Source organism: Mesorhizobium hawassense (assembly GCF_003289945.1).
In the GTDB taxonomy this organism is placed as follows: Bacteria; Pseudomonadota; Alphaproteobacteria; order Rhizobiales; family Rhizobiaceae; genus Mesorhizobium; species Mesorhizobium hawassense.
In genome coordinates, this window is record NZ_QMBP01000004.1 from 152,208 (window position 1) to 168,660 (window position 16,453).

15 protein-coding genes are annotated in these 16,453 nt (G+C 65.0%); 9 read left to right on the top strand and 6 right to left on the bottom strand.

Annotated features, from left to right (window positions below; translation table 11 throughout):
* Positions 1-34: 34 nt before the first annotated feature.
* On the bottom strand, positions 35-1,024 hold the full coding sequence (locus DPM33_RS10900; RefSeq protein WP_245442072.1) for a sugar ABC transporter substrate-binding protein: 990 nt from the start codon (positions 1,022-1,024) through the stop codon (positions 35-37).
* A gap of 77 nt (positions 1,025-1,101) precedes the next feature.
* Positions 1,102-2,163, bottom strand: a complete 1,062-nt coding sequence (locus tag DPM33_RS10905) for a LacI family DNA-binding transcriptional regulator (RefSeq protein WP_112097438.1) — start codon at positions 2,161-2,163, stop codon at positions 1,102-1,104.
* A 144-nt stretch (positions 2,164-2,307) separates the two neighbouring features.
* On the opposite strand from DPM33_RS10905, the gene DPM33_RS10910 reads away from it, so the two are divergent.
* Positions 2,308-3,339 carry a hydroxyacid dehydrogenase gene (locus DPM33_RS10910; protein WP_112097439.1) on the top strand — a complete coding sequence of 344 codons (1,032 nt, stop codon included), beginning with the start codon at positions 2,308-2,310 and terminating at the stop codon, positions 3,337-3,339.
* 9 nt (positions 3,340-3,348) lie between these two features.
* On the opposite strand, the gene DPM33_RS10915 is transcribed toward DPM33_RS10910, so the two are convergent.
* Together DPM33_RS10915 and DPM33_RS10920 are read right to left on the bottom strand one after the other, a co-directional pair.
* On the bottom strand, positions 3,349-4,059 hold the full coding sequence (locus DPM33_RS10915) for a hypothetical protein (RefSeq protein WP_112097440.1): 711 nt from the start codon (positions 4,057-4,059) through the stop codon (positions 3,349-3,351).
* A gap of 54 nt (positions 4,060-4,113) precedes the next feature.
* A complete protein-coding gene (locus tag DPM33_RS10920; protein ID WP_112097441.1) occupies positions 4,114-4,791 on the bottom strand; it encodes a GntR family transcriptional regulator in 678 nt (225 codons plus the stop codon).
* A 141-nt stretch (positions 4,792-4,932) separates the two neighbouring features.
* Between DPM33_RS10920 and DPM33_RS10925 the strand changes: the two genes are divergently transcribed.
* The 8 genes from DPM33_RS10925 (at position 4,933) to DPM33_RS10960 (ending at position 13,741) form a co-directional block, all read left to right on the top strand.
* Positions 4,933-5,520, top strand: coding sequence for an amino acid synthesis family protein (locus tag DPM33_RS10925; RefSeq protein ID WP_112097442.1), 588 nt, complete (start codon positions 4,933-4,935; stop codon positions 5,518-5,520).
* Entirely contained in the window at positions 5,513-7,336 is a 1,824-nt protein-coding gene (locus tag DPM33_RS37405) for an alpha/beta fold hydrolase (RefSeq protein WP_112097443.1), read from the top strand. Before DPM33_RS10925 ends, DPM33_RS37405 begins: the two co-directional genes overlap by 8 nt.
* Before the next feature lie 5 nt (positions 7,337-7,341).
* On the top strand, positions 7,342-8,394 hold the full coding sequence (locus DPM33_RS10935) for an LLM class flavin-dependent oxidoreductase (RefSeq protein WP_112097444.1): 1,053 nt from the start codon (positions 7,342-7,344) through the stop codon (positions 8,392-8,394).
* Complete coding sequence (locus DPM33_RS10940; protein ID WP_112097445.1) at positions 8,391-9,866, top strand: aldehyde dehydrogenase; 1,476 nt, start codon at positions 8,391-8,393, stop codon at positions 9,864-9,866. The genes DPM33_RS10935 and DPM33_RS10940 overlap by 4 nt, the downstream gene beginning before the upstream one ends.
* 65 nt (positions 9,867-9,931) lie before the next feature.
* On the top strand, positions 9,932-10,936 hold the full coding sequence (locus DPM33_RS10945; RefSeq protein WP_112097446.1) for an ABC transporter substrate-binding protein: 1,005 nt from the start codon (positions 9,932-9,934) through the stop codon (positions 10,934-10,936).
* A gap of 69 nt (positions 10,937-11,005) precedes the next feature.
* The gene (locus DPM33_RS10950) at positions 11,006-11,866 is read left to right on the top strand and encodes an ABC transporter permease (protein ID WP_112097447.1); all 861 of its coding nucleotides are present in this window, start codon (positions 11,006-11,008) and stop codon (positions 11,864-11,866) included.
* A gap of 1 nt (position 11,867) precedes the next feature.
* The gene (locus tag DPM33_RS10955) at positions 11,868-12,668 is read left to right on the top strand and encodes an ABC transporter permease (protein ID WP_112097448.1); all 801 of its coding nucleotides are present in this window, start codon (positions 11,868-11,870) and stop codon (positions 12,666-12,668) included.
* A complete protein-coding gene (locus DPM33_RS10960) occupies positions 12,665-13,741 on the top strand; it encodes an ABC transporter ATP-binding protein (RefSeq protein ID WP_112097449.1) in 1,077 nt (358 codons plus the stop codon). The genes DPM33_RS10955 and DPM33_RS10960 overlap by 4 nt, the downstream gene beginning before the upstream one ends.
* Before the next feature lie 6 nt (positions 13,742-13,747).
* Here the strand turns inward: DPM33_RS10960 and otsB are convergent, their stop codons facing one another.
* Together otsB and DPM33_RS10970 are read right to left on the bottom strand one after the other, a co-directional pair.
* Positions 13,748-14,530, bottom strand: coding sequence for a trehalose-phosphatase (otsB, locus tag DPM33_RS10965; protein WP_112097450.1), 783 nt, complete (start codon positions 14,528-14,530; stop codon positions 13,748-13,750).
* Entirely contained in the window at positions 14,527-16,320 is a 1,794-nt protein-coding gene (locus tag DPM33_RS10970; RefSeq protein ID WP_112097451.1) for an alpha,alpha-trehalose-phosphate synthase (UDP-forming), read from the bottom strand. Before DPM33_RS10970 ends, otsB begins: the two co-directional genes overlap by 4 nt.
* Positions 16,321-16,453: the final 133 nt, after the last annotated feature.

Consider the following 16,453-nt stretch of genomic DNA (forward strand, 5'->3'; position numbering starts at 1 on the left):
GCAGGGTAGACCCGCGCCAGCCCGTCCGGGAGGACTATTTCACATATTGCAGCATCGGCTCCTTGCCGGCGTCGATCACTTCCTTGGTCAGCACCAGCGTCGGCACGGCGATGCTGTCCTGGACCTTCTCGCCGGCCAAAGCCTTCTTGACGTTCTCGACCGCCTGCTTGCCGACCAGATAGGGAAGCTGCGCGACGGAAGCGTTGAGACGGCCTTCCTTGATCGACTTCACCGCATCGACATTGCCGTCGACGCCGATGATCGTCACCTGCGGGCCTTTGCCGGCGGCGTAGACCGACTCCACCGCGCCCAGCGCCATGCCGTCATTGGCGCAGAAGATGGCGACCAGGTCGGGATGCGCGGTCAGCGTGTCGGTGGCGATCGAGGCGGCCTTGCCGCGGTCCCAGTCGCCCGGCAGCGAGGCGACGATTTCGAGCCCCGGCGCCAGTTCCTTCAGCTTGTCGGCAAAGCCCTTGGCGCGCTTCTCGCCGGTGATGTTGCCGGAGAGGCCTTCGATCACCAGCACCGGACCCTTGGCGTCCTTGCCCAGCTTGTTGGCGAGGTATTCGGCGCCCTGCGCGCCGGCGGCGACGTTGTCGGAGCCGATGTGGAAGGTCACCTTGACGCCTTCCTTGTCGAGCACCGCCTGGTCGAGATTGTTGTCGAGGTCGACGATCTTGACGCCGGCGTCCTGCGCCGACTTCAGGCAAGGCAGAAGATTGGTCGAGTTGATGGCGGCGGTGATCATCGCCACCGGCTTGCGCTCCAGCATCGTGTTGCAGAGGTTGAGCTGCGGCTCGGCCGCCTGGTCGCTCTCGGCCGCCTGCTGGAAATATTTCACGCCGGCTTCCTTGGCGCCGTCCTCGACACCCTGCGCCATCGCGCCCCAGAACGGATTGGCCAGCGTCTTCATCAGCACGCCGTATTCGCCGTCCTCGGCCTTGGCGGCGCCGATGGCCGAAAACGCCAAGGCTACGCCCAATGCAAGGGTAAATCGATTTATCTTCAGGGTAAGCGATGTCATTCCAGTCCTCCTTCTGATCTGGCGTGCCGGATGCCTTGGCCAGGCCGGCACCGTCCTTCCGTTGTCGACAATGGGGGCTATTGTCGGTCTCCTCCCCCGGAATGCGGGCCGCTGCCTGGCGAGCCAACGGATTCCCGCTCCAAAACCTGGCAGGGCTCGAGCCGCGCCGTGGGCGGTCCCACGGCGCCCTCGACCCTGCGAAACAAAAGGTTCATCGCCTCGCTGGCGATCCGGCGCACCGGCTGCACTACGGCGGCGATCGCCGGCCATGTAACCTGCATCCATTCGGCGTCGTCGAAGCCGACCAGCGAGATGTCGTCCGGGCAGTGCCAGCCGCGCCGGCGGAACTCCGACAGCGCGACGAGCGTGCCTTTCAAGAGCAGCGAGTAAACGGCGGTCGGCCGTTCGCCTTGCCCAAAATAGTCGCGCAGCGAGGACCTGAGCGGCTCGACGCTGACTTCCGACGTGATGACGTCGATGCGCACCGACGGGTTGAGCGCCAGCGCCTGGGAGCGAAAGCCCTCCAGGCGCGCGCGCACCGTCGCCGCTTGCTCGGCAAGGCCGATGACCAGGATATGGCTGTGGCCCTTGCCGACCAGCATCCGCGCCACCTCGGCGCTGGCGGCCGCGCTGTCGGCCGAGACCGTGTCGAAGGCGTCGTCGGACAGGACGCGGTCGATCAGCACGCCGGTCATGCCGTTGGCTTTCATGAAGTCGGCCGCCGGGCCATGCTCGTTGCGCACCGGCGCCAGCACCACGCCGGCGACCCGCCAGTCATGCATGCGGGCAAGGATCTCTTTCTCGCGCGCTTCCGATTCACGGCTCGATGCTGCGACCAGCGTATAGCCACGCTGCTCGGCGAGGCCTTCCAGCTCGGTGACCATCTGGCCGAAGAACTCGCTTTCGAATTCCGGCATGATGGCGCCGATGATGCGGCGCTTGGCCCTGCGCATGTCGGAGGCCAATGGGTCGACTCGATAGCCCAGACGCTCGACGGCATCGAGGACGCGCTGCGCATTTTCGGGCTTCACCGTGGTGACGCCGGCCAGCACCTTGGAGACGGTAGCCGCAGACACGCCGGCATGGCTTGCCACGTCGTGGATCGACGAACGCCGCTGCTGGCCTTTATGCTGCGCCATTAATATCCTCCCGGAAGCAGGTGGCTGCCCGCCTTTTCGTCATTGTAACCGATAAATCGATTTTTCACTGTTGTAAATCGTTTCATCGGGAGTAAAACTCAAAGAAGTGATTGACGCGATCCAATCGCGCCGGGAGGAACCGCCATGTCCGACAAAGCCTTGCCGCTGGTCATCAGCGCGCCCGAACCGCGCACGCTCGATCTGATCTTCACGCCGCCGCAGCTGGCGCTGTTTCGCAAAAAATATTGTATCGTCGAGACAACGCCTGAGGGCGTGGCGGAGTTGCCGCCGAATGTGCTGGCTGAAGCGCGCTACATCGTCGGCCAGCCGCCGATAGCACCGGAAACGCTGGAGAAGCTGCAGGCGCTGCGCTGCGTCTTCAATGTCGAGACCAACCTCCTCAACAACATGCCTTATGAGACGCTGTTCGCGCGCGGCATCCATGTCGTCACCACTGGCTTGGTCTTTGCCGAACCGGTGGCCGAGCTCGGCCTCGCCATGGCGCTCAACCTAGCCAGAAACATCGTCGACGCCGACCTCGCCTTCCGCCAGGGCAAGGAATTGTGGGGCGGCGACGGCAACCAGACGGCGCGGCTGCTCTCCGGCGCCGATGTCGGCATCGTCGGCTTCGGCGATCTCGGCCGCGCGCTCAACCGCCTGCTGACGGGCTTCCGCACCCGCACCAAGGTCTACGACCCGTGGCTGCCGCCGTCGATCCTGATCGACAACGGCGTCGAGCCGGCCTCGCTGGACGTGGTGCTGTCGCAAAGCGATTTCGTCTTCGTCGTCGCCTCCGTCACCAGCGAGAACCAGGGTTTTCTTGGCGCAGACTCTTTTGCCAAAATGCGCAAGGGCTCGGCCTTCATCCTGCTCAGCCGCGCCGGCGTCGTCGATTTCGCGGCACTGATGGCGGCCGTGAAGAGTGGCCACATCGTCGCCGCCAGCGACGTCTTCCCCGAAGAGCCGCTGGCGCGGGACCATCCCGTCCGCGCCCTCCCCGGCTTCCTGCGTTCCGCGCACCGCGCCGGCGCGCTCGACATCGCCTTCAAGCGCATGGGCGACATGGTGCTGGAGGACATGGATCTCGTCGACCGCGGCCTGCCGCCGCTGCGCTCCAAGCGCGCCGAACGCGAGACGGTATCGCGCATGCGCTCGAAGCCGGTCGACCGGAACTGAAGGTGCTCGCTACTCGTCGTAAGGGTCGACAAGCTTGCCCGTGGCGACGTCGCGGCGTTCGCGGCGGATGATGGTCGCCCGCAACTCCCAGTCCGGCATGTGGCGGTCGAAATCCAGCGAGTCGGCAAGTGACATCTTATCGGCAAGCGCAACGTGGCCGAAGCGATCGTCGCGGACGATCTTGCCCTTGGCCGCTTCTGACAGGTCGAACACCTGGACCTTCCAGGTGTAGTCATCGCCCCAGATGCAGCCGGCAACGAAGCCTGTGGTCAGCGATAACCAAGGGCCGATCGCCCAGCCATAACTGTGATCGTCGTCTTCGGGGACCGTGAACTTGTCGGCCCGGGCCTCAAACGACCATTGTTCTTTCTGTTCTCCGGTTGCTCGCAGCCTGTACCTGATCTTCCTGTAGCGCGGCACATAGAGTTCGACCGGGCAGAAGCCGCCGGGAGCCGGCTCTTCACCGCCCAAATCCTTGCAGTCGGGCAGACTCATGACGCGGGTCGCGGTGTAGTCGCTGGAATAGAGCGCATACCACGCGCCATCGAGCTCGAACGGCTCAAAAGTTTCTATGCCGAAAGACGGGTAGTTGCGCGTATAAGCGCCGATCCAAATGTCACCGTCGAAGATGTTGACTGTCTTCGCTTTCCAAGCGCCCGCCCGAGGCGGCCCGTCAACCACCTCCGCCCGAAACCGCCGCGCATTCAGACCCGCTTTCATGTCGCGCTCTATACAGGCAAAAATGGCTCGTCTTCCAGAGCCTGCCGGTTAGGACTACAGCGAACCCAACCGCAGTGCATCACGCGCAATTTTCCAAGCCGTCTCGACATGCCGCCTCGCCGCCGCCTCGGCCGCTTCGGGCTTGCGCGAGCGGATGGCGTCCATGATCGCGTGCATCTCCGCGATCGCCGCGTCGCGGCGGTTCGGCGAGAGGATCGTCATTGAACGCAGCTGGTTGATACGGACGTTGAGGCCGGTGACGATCTCCCAGGCGATGCGCTTGTCGGCTGCCTCGAACAGCACCTCGTAGAACCTCGCCGTCGCCCGCATCACCTCGGCCGGCACGCCCGACGCCCACGCTTCGAGCAACTTTGCCAGCGCCCCATCGAGCAGGCCGATCTGATTGTCGGTGGCCGAGGTCGCGCAGGCCTTCGCCGCGATACCTTCCAGCAGCGCGCGCAACTCGTAGATCTCGTCGGTCCGGCCGAGATCGGGCTTGGCCACTGCCGGTCCGTGCCCGGGTATCATCTGCACCAGGCCTTCGGCCTCGAGCTGCCGCAGCACCTCCCGCACCACCGAACGACTGACCCCGAGCTGGTCGCAGAGCGGCCGCTCGACCAGCCGCTCGCCGGGCTGGAAATGGAAATCCATGATCGCCTCGCGCATGCGCTCCAGCGCCAGCGTCCTCAACGTCTTGGCGGAGCGGTCGATGCGAAGCGTGTCGTCAGTCATTTTTCCTGAATCCCCAGCCTCGTCACAAAAACAGATTCCATGACCGGTTGACAAGGCACGCGGCCCTCCATAGCATGGTATACCATAAGACGATACAGAAATGACGCAGCCGCTAGGGCGGCTCCTTTGCCGAGGAATTCCATGCAGCCGGCTATTCGCAAGATCGTGACCTATACCGAGAAGACGCTGATCGAAGGCGGCAAGGCGGCCCCGCGGCCATTGCGCCTGATCGGCGTCGCCGCGGTGCTCACCAACCCGTGGGCCGGCCGCGGTTTCACCGAGGACCTCTCTCCCGAGATCCGCGCCATCGCACCGGTGCTCGGCGAGACGCTGACCAACGAGATCATCGGCATAGCAGGCTCGGGCGAAGCGATCGAAGGCTACGGCAAAGCCGCCATCTGCGGCACGTCGGGCGAGGTCGAGCATGCCTCGGCGCTGATCCACACGCTGCATTTCGGCAACCACTATCGCCGCGCCGTCGGCGCCAAGACCTATCTTGCTTTCACCAATCTGCGCGGCGGTCCCAATACGCCGATCATGATCCCGCTGATGGACAAGAACGACGAAGGCCGCCGCTCGCATTATCTGACCGTGCATTTCCAGATCGGCGACGCGCCCGCCCCCGACGAGCTGGTGGTGGCGCTCGGCGCGTCCATCGGCGGCCGCCCGCATCACCGCATCGGCGACCGCTATCAGGACCTGAAGGAGCTCGGAGATCTGCATGGCTGACGCCGCGACGATCCGCAGCGAAGCTCCCGACGGCACCGGCTTCATCCGCGCCGGTTCGGGCGCACCGGTCCTGTTCATCCACGGCGTCGGCATGGATGCCGCGATCTGGCAGCCGCAGATCGACTTGATGCGGGATCGCTTCGACGTGATCGCCATCGACATGCTCGGCCATGGCGCCTCACAGCTGCCGCCGCAGAATGCCGGCCTCTCCGACTACGCCGATCAGGCGATCCGCCTGCTCGATCACCTCGGCCTCGACCGCGTCGCCGTCGTCGGCCACTCGATGGGCGCGCTGGTCGCGCAGGAGCTCGCGCTCCGGGCCCCGTCGCGTATCGGCTCGCTGGTATGCCTTAACGCCGTCTTCCGTCGCCCGCCCGAACTCGCGCAAGCGGTGCGCGAACGGGCGGCGGCGCTCGACGGCCCTGGCGATCCGTCGGCGATCGCCGCCACGATCGCCCGCTGGTTCGGCAATCCGATCCCGCCTGCGTTGACCGATGCAGCGGCAAAGGCCCTCGCGGCGCTCGAAAGTGTCGACGCCGAGGGCTATGCCCGCACCTACCGCCTGTTTGCCAGCGCCGATACCGCGCACGCCGATCGCCTGGCCGATCTCGCGGTGCCGGCGCTGTTCATGACCGGGTCGGAAGATCGCAACTCCACGCCCGCCATGTCGGCCGCGATGGCGCGGCTCGCACCGGTCGGACAATGCCTGGTGCTGAGCGGCGAAAAGCACATGATGCCAATCGCTTCGCCGCAAAAAGTGACTCAGCGCATCACGGGTTTTCTCGACGAGGTTGCAGATGTTCCCGCAAGCGCCGAGGCGGGTCCGGCGTTCGACGCCCCCGCATTCGACGCCATGGAGTTCCGCCGCGCGCTCGGTTCCTTCCTGACCGGCGTCACCATCGTCACCACGATCGACGAAGCCGGCGATGCGCGCGGCTTCACCGCCAACTCCTTCACCTCGGTCTCGCTCGATCCGCCGCTGGTGCTGGTCTGCATCGCCAAGAAGGCGCTCGGGCATCAGGCCTTCTCGACCTCTCGGGGCTTTGCCATCAACATCCTGGCGGAAGCCCAGAAGGCCGCATCCGGCATCTTCGCCTCGAAGGCCTCTGACAAGTTCGCCTCGGTGGCCTGGCAGCCGGGACAGACCGGCAATCCGCTGATCGAAGGATCGGTCGCGGTGTTCGATTGCGGCATGGAGCAGCTGGTCGATGCCGGCGATCATTCGATCCTCATCGGCCGCGTCCATGATTTCACCCACAATGGCGCGCAGCCGCTCGGCTACTGCCGGGGCGCCTATGTCACGCCGGGTCTCAGCCAGGAAGCGCTTGCGGCGGCCGCTCCGTCCGGAACCCAGGTCGGCGCCATCCTGGAGAACGACGGCCGCGTGCTCTTCTTCGAAACCGCCGAGGGAGCCCACCAATTGCCCGCCGGTCGCGGCCTCGGCGCCGCGAACGATGCTCGCAGCCTCAGGGGGAAACTCGCCGCCAAGGCGATCGATGCCGAGCTCGGCTTCCTCTACGCCGTTTGGGACGACGCGACGGACGCCTCGCGCACCCATCTCTACTATCGTGGAACGGTGGACTCTCCCGTTTCCGGTGACGGCCAGGTCCGCTTTGTCGAGATCGAACGGATCGCCGAATTGACGATCGCCGACCCGGCTGTCCGCTCGATGCTTGCGCGTTATGCGCGCGAGCGCGCCGAGGACACGTTCGGCGTCTATGTCGGCAACGAGGTCGAAGGCGAGGTCCGGCCGCTCGCCAAGCCCGCGTCGTCGGCGCCAATCCATACCGGCCCAATCCATTCCGGCCAGCGGTGAGACCGATGAAATTTTCCCTTTTCGTCCATATGGAGCGCACGGACCTCGCCAAGCCGCATTCCGAATTGCTGGCGGAACTGGAAGAGCTTGTCCTGCTGGCGGAAGCAGCGGGTTTCGAGACGGCCTGGATCGGCGAGCATCACGGGATGGAGTTCACCATCTCGCCGAACCCGTTCATCAACATCGCCTATCTCGCCGCGAAGACGAAAACCATCCGTCTCGGCACCGGCACCATCATCGCGCCGTTCTGGCACCCGATCAAACTCGCCGGCGAAGCGGCGATGACCGATGTCATCACCGGCGGCAGGCTGGATCTGGGCATCGCGCGCGGCGCTTACAGCTACGAGTATCAGCGCGTCTTCCCGGGGCTCGATGCCTGGGGCGCCGGCCAGCGCATGCGCGAGATCATCCCGGCGATCCGTGGCCTCTGGGACGGCGACTACGAGCACTCCGGAGAATTCTGGCAATTCCCGCCGACCACCTCCTCCCCCAAGCCATTGCAAAAGCCCAACGTGCCGATCTGGGTGGCAGCCCGCGATCCGAACTCGCACGACTTCGCCGTCGCCAACAAATGCCAGGTCCAGGTGACGCCGCTTGCCTCTGGCGATGGCGAGGTGGCGAGCCTGATGGAGCGCTTCAACGCGGCCTGCCAGGCCCATCCGGACATAGCGCGGCCGGAAATCATGCTGTTGATGCACACTTTCGTCGCCGAGGACGCCGCCGACGCTGACCGCCTGACCAAGGACCTGTCGCAGTTCTACTGCCAGTTCGGCGCCTGGTTCCAGAACAAGAAACCCGTTCATCAGGGCGTCCTGGAGCCGCTGACCGAGGAAGAGATCGCGGCCATGCCGCAATACGCGCCCGACAGGATTCGGCAGAACCTCGTCATCGGCGAGGCCGACGAAGTGATCGGAAGGCTGAAGACCTACGAGGCGCAGGGCTACGACCAGTACTCGATCTGGATCGACAGCGGCCTCTCGCACGAGCGCAAGAAGAAGTCGCTGCAGCTGTTCATCGACAAGGTGATGCCGGCCTTCCAGGAGGCGGGGTCGCGATGAGCAGCACCGCCTTCAGGAACTACATAGACGGCCAGTTCTCTGAGCCCGCCTCCACCTTCGACAGCATCGACCCGTCGACGGGCTTGCCCTGGGCGACAATGCCGGCCGCGTCCATTGCCGATGTCGACCGCGCCGTGGAAGCCGCGCACCGGGCGCTGCGCTCCGGCCCCTGGGCGGCGATGACCGCGACCGCGCGTGGAAAACTGCTGGTCAAGCTTGGCGATCTCGTCGCCGCCAATGCCGGCCGGCTGGCCGAGCTGGAGATGCGCGACACCGGCAAGATCATCCGCGAGACGCGCGCCCAGATCGCCTATGTCGGAGACTACTACCGCTACTACGGCGGTCTCGCCGACAAGCACGAAGGCGCCTTCATCCCAATCGACAAACCCGACATGGAAGTGACGGTGCGGCCCGAGCCGATCGGCGTCGTCGCGGCCGTCGTGCCGTGGAACTCGCAGCTCTTCCTGTCGGCGGTGAAGCTCGGTCCGGCGCTGGCCGCCGGCTGCACCGTCGTGCTCAAGGCCTCCGAGGACGGACCGGCGCCGCTGCTCGCTTTCGCCGAGTTGGTTAGCGAAGCCGGCTTTCCAGCCGGCGCTGTCAACATCATCACCGGCTTCGGTCATGATTGCGGGCATCGCCTGACCAGCCATCCGCTGGTCGCCCGCGTCGCTTTCACCGGCGGTCCCTCGACCGCCCGGCGGATCGTCGCCAACACGGCCGAGAACCTCGCCTACACGACGCTGGAACTCGGCGGCAAAAGCCCGGTCGTCGTCTTCGCCGACGCCGATCTCGACAGCGCCGCCAATGCCGTCGTCGCCGGCATCTTCGCTGCCACAGGCCAGAGCTGCGTCGCCGGCTCGCGGCTTTTGGTCGAGCGTTCGATCAAGGACGATTTCCTGGCCCGGCTGAAACGCAAGGCTGAAGCCATCGTCATCGGCGACCCGCAGGATCCCGCAACCGAGATGGGTCCGTTGGCGACCTCGCGCCAGCGCGAAAGAATCGAGGCGATCGTCGCCGAAAGCGTGGCGGCAGGCGGCCGACTGGTCACCGGCGGCGCGCGACCGGTGGGCAAAGCTGACGGCTACTACTACGCGCCGACGATCATCGAGGCGCAGGACCAGGCTCTTGCCTGCGTGCGCGAGGAACTGTTCGGACCGGTGCTCAGCGCTATCGCCTTCGACAGCGAGGCTGAAGCGCTGGCTTTAGCCAACGACACGCCGTTCGGCCTCGCTTCCGGTGTCTTCACCTCAAATCTCGCCAAGGCGCATCGCATGGCGCGCGGCGTCCATGCCGGTGTCGTCTGGGTCAACACCTATCGCGCCGTCTCGCCACTGGTTCCCTTCGGCGGCTACGGCCTTTCCGGCCTCGGCCGCGAAGGCGGCCTCGATGCCATCCGCGACTACACGCGCTCGAAATCGGTGTGGATCCGCACCTCGGACGACCCGATCCCCGATCCCTTCGTCATGCGCTGAAACGGCGTGGCGAAGGTTGGACTGACAAGAACAAGAAACGGAACAACCAATCAGAGGAGAATGACATGAAACTGATTTTCGCCGGCATCCTTGCCGGGTTGATGGCGACCACCGCCGCCAAGGCCGACGAGATGGTGTTCACCAGCTGGGGCGGTACGACGCAGGAAGCCCAGACCAAATCCTGGGCCGAGCCTTTCTCCGCTTCGTCGGGCATCAAGGTGCTGCAGGACGGTCCGACCGATTACGGCAAGCTGAAGGCCATGGTCGACGCCAAGAACGTCACCTGGGACGTCGTCGACGTCGAGATGGATTTCGCCATCAAGGCGGCAAAGGACGGCCTGCTCGAGCCGATCGACTTCGCCGCCGTGCCGAAGGCCGATCTCGACCCGCGCTTCTCGAACGAGAATGCCGTCGGCAGCTTCTACTATTCCTTCGCGCTCGCCTGGAACAAGGGCGCCGTTTCCGGCGAGCCGGCCGGCTGGGCCGACATGTTCGACACCAAGAAATTCCCTGGCAAGCGTACCTTCTACAAATGGTCGGCGCCGGGCGTGATCGAGATCGCTCTGCTCGCCGATGGCGTGCCGGCCGACAAGCTCTATCCGCTCGACCTCGACCGCGCCTTCAAGAAGCTCGATACCATCAAGTCCGACATCGTCTGGTGGGGCGGCGGCGCGGAGTCGCAGCAGCTGATCGCTTCGGGTGAAGCTGCCTTCGGCCAGCTCTGGAACGGCCGTGTCTTCGCGCTGGAGAAGGACGGCGCCGATGTCGGCGTCTCCTGGAACCAGAACTTGACCGCAGCCGACGTCCTCGTCGTGCCGAAGGGCGCCAAGAACAGGGACGCCGCCATGAAGTTCCTCGCCGCCGCGACCAGCCCGACCGGCCAGGCGAAATTCGCCGAGGCGAGCGGCTACGCGCCGATCAACACCAAGGCCAAGGCAGAGATGCCCGCCGACGTGGTCAAGGGCCTGCCCGACGCCCATGTCGACGGCCAGATCAACCTCGACATGAACTACTGGGCCGAGCATCGCGACGAAATCGCCAAGCGCTGGTACGCCTGGCAGGCGAAGTAGACGCCGTCCCTTTCGTGACAAGGATCGGGACGGCGCTGGCCGTCCCGATCCGCAATCCGGGATACCGAGATGTCGGTGGAAGCACAGCAAGGAATCGCAACCCCGCGCATACCGGCAGGCCTTGGCGGCCTGCTTCCGGCGTTGATCCTGATCGGACTTTTCTTCGTCGTACCGGTGCTGGCGCTGTTGCTGCGCAGCGTCACCGATCCTGCCCCCGGGTTGCAGAATTATGCGGCACTTCTGGGCGACGGCACTTACGCGCGGGTGTTCTTCAACACTTTCCTCGTCGCCGCCGTCGTCACCATCGTCACCGTGCTCGTCGCCTTTCCGGTCGCCTGGATGCTGGCGATCATGCCGGCCGCACTCGCCTCCATCCTGTTCGGCATCATCATCCTGTCGATGTGGACGAACCTGTTGACCCGCACCTATGCCTGGATGGTGCTTTTGCAGCGCACCGGCGTCATCAACCGGGCGCTGATGGGTGCCGGCATCATCGACCAGCCGCTGCCGCTCATCAACAATCTCACCGGTGTCACCATCGGCATGGTCTACATCATGCTGCCTTTCATGATCTTGCCACTGGTCGGCACCCTGCGGGCGATCGACCCGATGACGCTGCGCGCCGCCGCCCTTTGCGGCGCGAGCCCGCTCGCCGCCTTCCGCCGCATCCTGTTGCCGCTCTCGCTACCCGGCATCGCCGCCGGTGGCCTGATGGTCTTCGTCATGTCGCTCGGCTATTTCGTTACGCCGGCTTTGCTCGGCGGCACCTCGAACATGATGCTCGCCGAAATGATCGCGCAGATGATCCAGTCGCTGCTCAACTGGGGACTGGGCAGTGCCGCCGCCTTCATCCTGCTCGTCGTCACCATGGCGCTCTATGCGCTGCAGCTGCGCTTGGTCGGCTCAAAGCGCGCGGTGGGAGGCGCCTGAGATGCTGCTCGACTATGACCGCCTCGGCTGGCTGAAGGTAGCGCTGCTTGGCTTCACCGCCTTGGTCGCCGCCTTCCTGCTGCTGCCCGTCGTTTTCATCGTGCTGCTCTCTTTCGGCTCGTCGCGCTGGCTGGCCTTTCCGCCGCCCGGCTGGACGCTGAAATGGTACCAGGAGCTGTTTGCCGATCCCTCCTGGGTCGAAGCGGCGCTGACCAGCACCCGCATCGCCACGATGACCGCCATCCTCGCCGTCGCCATCGGCCTGCTCGCCTCCTTCGCGCTGGTTCGCGGCCAGTTCCGCGGCCGCGAGATTTTGCGCGGTCTGCTGCTCACGCCGATGGTGCTGCCCGTCGTCGTCTTTGCCATCGCCATCTACGCCTTCTTCCTGCGGCTTGGCCTCGGCGGCACCACGATCGGCTTCGTCGTCGCTCACACCGTGCTGGCGCTGCCCTTTGCCATCATCCCGATCGCCACCGCGCTCGAAGGTTTCGACAAGTCGATCGAGGACGCGGCCATCGTTTGCGGCGCCAGCCCGCTGCAGGCCAAGCTTCGCATCACTCTGCCCTCAATCCGCATCGGCGTCTTCTCCGCCGCGATCTTTTCCTTCCTCGCCTCCTGGGACGAGGTGGTGGTGGCGATCTTCATGGCCAGCCCCACCTTGCAGACCTTGCCGGTCAAGATCTGGGGCAGCCTCCGCTCCGACCTCACCCCCGTTATCGCCGCCGCCTCCAGCCTGCTGGTCGCGCTCACGCTGGCCCTGATGATCGTCACGGCCCTCTTGCGCCGAAAGCTGCAAACATGACCCAAGCCTTTCTGTCGATTCGCAAATTACGCAAGGCATTCGGTGCCTTCACCGCCGTTCATGATGTGACGCTGGACATTCCGAAGGGCGAGTTCCTGACCTTTCTCGGGCCGTCCGGCTCGGGCAAATCGACCACGCTCTACGCCATCGCCGGTTTCCAGGATCCGACGTCGGGCGATGTCTTGCTGCAGGACAAATCGCTGCTGTCGGTGCCGTCGCACAAGCGCAACATCGGCATGGTCTTCCAGCGCTACACATTGTTCCCGCATCTGAGCGTCGCCGAAAACGTCGCCTTCCCGCTCCGCGTCCGCCGCCGGCCCGAGGCCGAGGTCAAGCGCAAGGTCGCCGACATGCTCTCCCTGGTGCGGCTGGAAAACTTCGCCGAGCGTTTGCCCGCGGCCCTCTCAGGCGGCCAGCAGCAGCGCGTCGCGCTCGCCCGCGCGCTGGCCTATGACCCGCCGATCCTTTTGATGGACGAGCCGCTCTCGGCGCTCGACAAGAAGCTGCGCGAGGAGATCCAGGCCGAAATCCGCCGCATCCACCGCGAGACCGGCGTCACCATCCTCTATGTCACGCACGACCAGGAAGAGGCGCTGCATCTGTCGGACCGGATCGCGCTCTTCCGCGACGGCCGCATCGAGCAGATCGGCACCGGCGAGGACCTTTACCTCCGACCGGCCACCGATTTCGTCGCCGGCTTCATCGGCAACTCGAATTTCCTCGCCACCGAGCACCTGGAGACGATCGATGGCGCGGCCACGGTCCGCCTCGCCGACGGCTCGCTCGTTTCCGGCATCAACGCGAACGGCAGCTTCCAGCGAGGACAGAAGACCAGGCTGATGATCCGGCCCGAGGCTTTTCGGCTTGACCAGAGCCCGAACGGCGCCGAGCTTGCCGTCGAGATCGTCGATGTCGCCTTCTACGGCGAACGCCGGCGCATCGTCGCGCGCACCAGCGCCGGGCAGGAAATCGACATCAGGCCGACGTCTTCAGCGGCGGCGACGCACGAGGCGTCGCCGGGCCGGCGGCAAGTGTTCTTCGATCCGGGTGGCGCCTTCCTGTTTCCCGCTTAGTGGCTGCTACGCGACAAGATCGCTGCGGCTTGTCTGTTTGGCAGGGCCGCCGAAATTGGTTTCGAGCCAGGCGACCGCGCTGGCGACATCTTCGATGGCGAAGCGCGCCGCTGTTTCGCCCTGCGGCTTCACGCGGATCGAAATTCCTCCGGCGGCATTGACCGTGTCGAAGCCGTTCTCGTCGGACGTGTCGTCGCCGAGAAACACGGGGCGCCTGCCGGTGAACGGATCGAGCTGCATGAAGCGCCGGATCGCGGCCCCCTTGGCGGCTTCGAGCGGCATCAGTTCGACGCCGGCATTGCCGGCGATCACGCGGTAGCCTTTCGGCAAGCGAGCGAGGGCCGCCTCGACCAACTCTGTCGCCCGCGCCAGAAGCTGCGGCGCGGCTCTCGTGTGGATTGCCAGCACCGGCCCCTTGCGCTCGACATAGACGGCCTTGCTTGCCAGCTCCAATTCGATCTCGTCGGCGAGCGCCGCCATATCCGCCGGCGCGTCGGCGGCTTCGATCGCACCAGCCGGCGCCAGCCTGTGCTCCAGTCCGTAGAGACCGGCGATTCGCAGCTTCAGCGGATCGAACAGATGGTCGACGGCCGCGATCGAGCGCCCGGTGATGAAGGCGAGCGCACCGTCGAGACGCTGCTCAATCCTCTCCAGGAGAACGCGCAACTCCTCGCTGACCGATACCGCATCGGGATGCGGCGCGTGCTCCAGCAGGGTGCCGTCGATGTCGAGAAAAAGCGCCCAGCGGCCTTCGGGAAGCGGCGGGGTGAGGTCTGCCTGAATGTTCATCTGAATCCAACTGCCTGTTTGCGTTCGAACATGGAAACGACATTGTCGCCGGCGGGACCGGTCGGCCGTTCGTATGAAGCGGTGACCCGGTCGAGGTCGCCGCGCTTCCTCAGCCGTGCCGCGTCGAGCAGCATGCTGCCGGCCCAGCGATAGACATTGTTGTCGCGCACGATCTCGCGCATGCGCCGCATGCGCTCATGCTGCTCGTCCGGCCCCATGGTCAGCGCCTGCAGCATCGCTTCGCTCATCATCGCCGCATCGTAAGGATTGACGATCAGCGCCTCCAGGAGCTCGCGCGAGGCGCCGGCGAAGGTGCTGAGCAGCAGCACGCCCTGCTCGTCTTCACGCGATGCGACGAATTCCTTGGCGACGAGGTTCATGCCGTCATGCAGGCTGGTGACCATGCAGATGTCGGCCGCGCGATAGAGCTCGTAGACGGCGGCCTGCGAATGATGCTCGGCCACCATGACGACCGGCCGGTAGGATTTGCTGCCGTAGCGCTGGTTGAGCTCGTCGGCGTAGCGCAGGCATTCCTCATGCAGATGCCTGTAAGCCGGCAGCGTGCCCCGGCTCGGCGCCGCGATCTGCAGGAAGACGACGTTGCCGACTGTTTCGGGATGACGGATGAACAGCTCCTCCAGCGCATGGAAGCGATCGAGGATGCCCTTGGTGTAGTCGAGACGCTCGACGCCGACGCAGAGCTTGGCGTCGGCTGGAATCCTGAACCGTTTGCGAACGCGCCCACGGCACTCCTCGACGCTGGGCAGCGCTTTCAAAAGCTCGATCGGCCACTCGATCGAGATCGGATACGAATGCACCAGCGTCACCTGGCCGCCATAGGAAATGGCTGCGTCGGCGCGCTCGATGCGGCTCTCCATGAAGCGATCGACACTCTCGGTGAAGTTGTTGGCATGGAACTGCGTGTGGAAACCCACGATCGAGCTGCCGAGCAAGCCATCGAGGATGCGCTCGCGCCACGGGCAGATGCTGAACACCTCCGAGTTGGGCCACGGAATGTGCCAGAAGGTGATGACGATCGCCTCCGGCAGTCGCTCGCGGATCATGCGAGGCAGAAGCGCGAAGTGATAGTCCTGGACAAGCACGATCGGCCGCTCGTTGCGCGCTTCGGCAACCACCGTCTCGGCGAATTTGCGGTTGACCTGCTCATAGGCTTCCCAATCCGACTCGCGAAAGATCGGCCGCGTGAACGCGATATGGCAGAGCGGCCACAGGCCCTCATTGGCGAAGCCGAGATAGTAGCCCTGATATTCGTCATCGCTCAGCCAGACGCGGCGCAACGTGTAGGACGGATTGCCGGGCGGCACTTGCACACGGTCGTTCCTGTCGACCACCGTCCGGTCGGCGGTGCCGCCGCCATAGGCGATCCAGGTGCCGGCGCAGGCTCGCGTGATCGGCTCCAGCGCCGACACCAGTCCGCTCGCAGGAACGACGAGTTCGACGTCGCCGTCCTCGGTCTCGTTATGGATGTAAGGTTCGCGGTTGGAGACGACGATGACCTGCGCATCCGGCAATTCGTCGGCGAGGATCTTGCGCAACGTATCCGGCGACCAGGTAACCAGGGCCGCGTCGACCGACTGCCCGTTCTTCTCGAATTCGCGCAGCACCTTGCGTGCTGTCTCGGTGGCAAAATCGTCGCTTGAAGTTGGCGAAACGGCAGCCCTCGAATGGTGACGACGATGCCGGGATATCGAAATGAAGATCGCGAGAGCGGAAAGTCCGAGGCTTGCGAGAATAAGGACCAAAAACAGGTCGACGCCATATTGTGTCATTGAAAAGCCAGGTTGCCTCCGGCTGTCCGCGTTTTTTGTTTTCGTTGTGGCCGGCTGCGGACCGGGAGACCGGTTCAACTTTGCAAACGCGCAAAGCGGATATCGGTTCCGACATTTTTCGATTGTTGAACGC

Excerpts from the sequence above, each read along its gene's own strand:
- DPM33_RS10900 (WP_245442072.1), bottom strand. The coding sequence starts at position 1,024 with ATGACATCGCTTACCCTGAAGATAAATCGATTTACCCTTGCATTGGGC.
- DPM33_RS10905 (WP_112097438.1), bottom strand. The coding sequence starts at position 2,163 with ATGGCGCAGCATAAAGGCCAGCAGCGGCGTTCGTCGATCCACGACGTG.
- DPM33_RS10910 (WP_112097439.1), top strand. The coding sequence starts at position 2,308 with ATGTCCGACAAAGCCTTGCCGCTGGTCATCAGCGCGCCCGAACCGCGC.
- DPM33_RS10915 (WP_112097440.1), bottom strand. The coding sequence starts at position 4,059 with ATGAAAGCGGGTCTGAATGCGCGGCGGTTTCGGGCGGAGGTGGTTGAC.
- DPM33_RS10920 (WP_112097441.1), bottom strand. The coding sequence starts at position 4,791 with ATGACTGACGACACGCTTCGCATCGACCGCTCCGCCAAGACGTTGAGG.
- DPM33_RS10925 (WP_112097442.1), top strand. The coding sequence starts at position 4,933 with ATGCAGCCGGCTATTCGCAAGATCGTGACCTATACCGAGAAGACGCTG.
- DPM33_RS37405 (WP_112097443.1), top strand. The coding sequence starts at position 5,513 with ATGGCTGACGCCGCGACGATCCGCAGCGAAGCTCCCGACGGCACCGGC.
- DPM33_RS10935 (WP_112097444.1), top strand. The coding sequence starts at position 7,342 with ATGAAATTTTCCCTTTTCGTCCATATGGAGCGCACGGACCTCGCCAAG.
- DPM33_RS10940 (WP_112097445.1), top strand. The coding sequence starts at position 8,391 with ATGAGCAGCACCGCCTTCAGGAACTACATAGACGGCCAGTTCTCTGAG.
- DPM33_RS10945 (WP_112097446.1), top strand. The coding sequence starts at position 9,932 with ATGAAACTGATTTTCGCCGGCATCCTTGCCGGGTTGATGGCGACCACC.
- DPM33_RS10950 (WP_112097447.1), top strand. The coding sequence starts at position 11,006 with ATGTCGGTGGAAGCACAGCAAGGAATCGCAACCCCGCGCATACCGGCA.
- DPM33_RS10955 (WP_112097448.1), top strand. The coding sequence starts at position 11,868 with ATGCTGCTCGACTATGACCGCCTCGGCTGGCTGAAGGTAGCGCTGCTT.
- DPM33_RS10960 (WP_112097449.1), top strand. The coding sequence starts at position 12,665 with ATGACCCAAGCCTTTCTGTCGATTCGCAAATTACGCAAGGCATTCGGT.
- otsB (WP_112097450.1), bottom strand. The coding sequence starts at position 14,530 with ATGAACATTCAGGCAGACCTCACCCCGCCGCTTCCCGAAGGCCGCTGG.
- DPM33_RS10970 (WP_112097451.1), bottom strand. The coding sequence starts at position 16,320 with ATGACACAATATGGCGTCGACCTGTTTTTGGTCCTTATTCTCGCAAGC.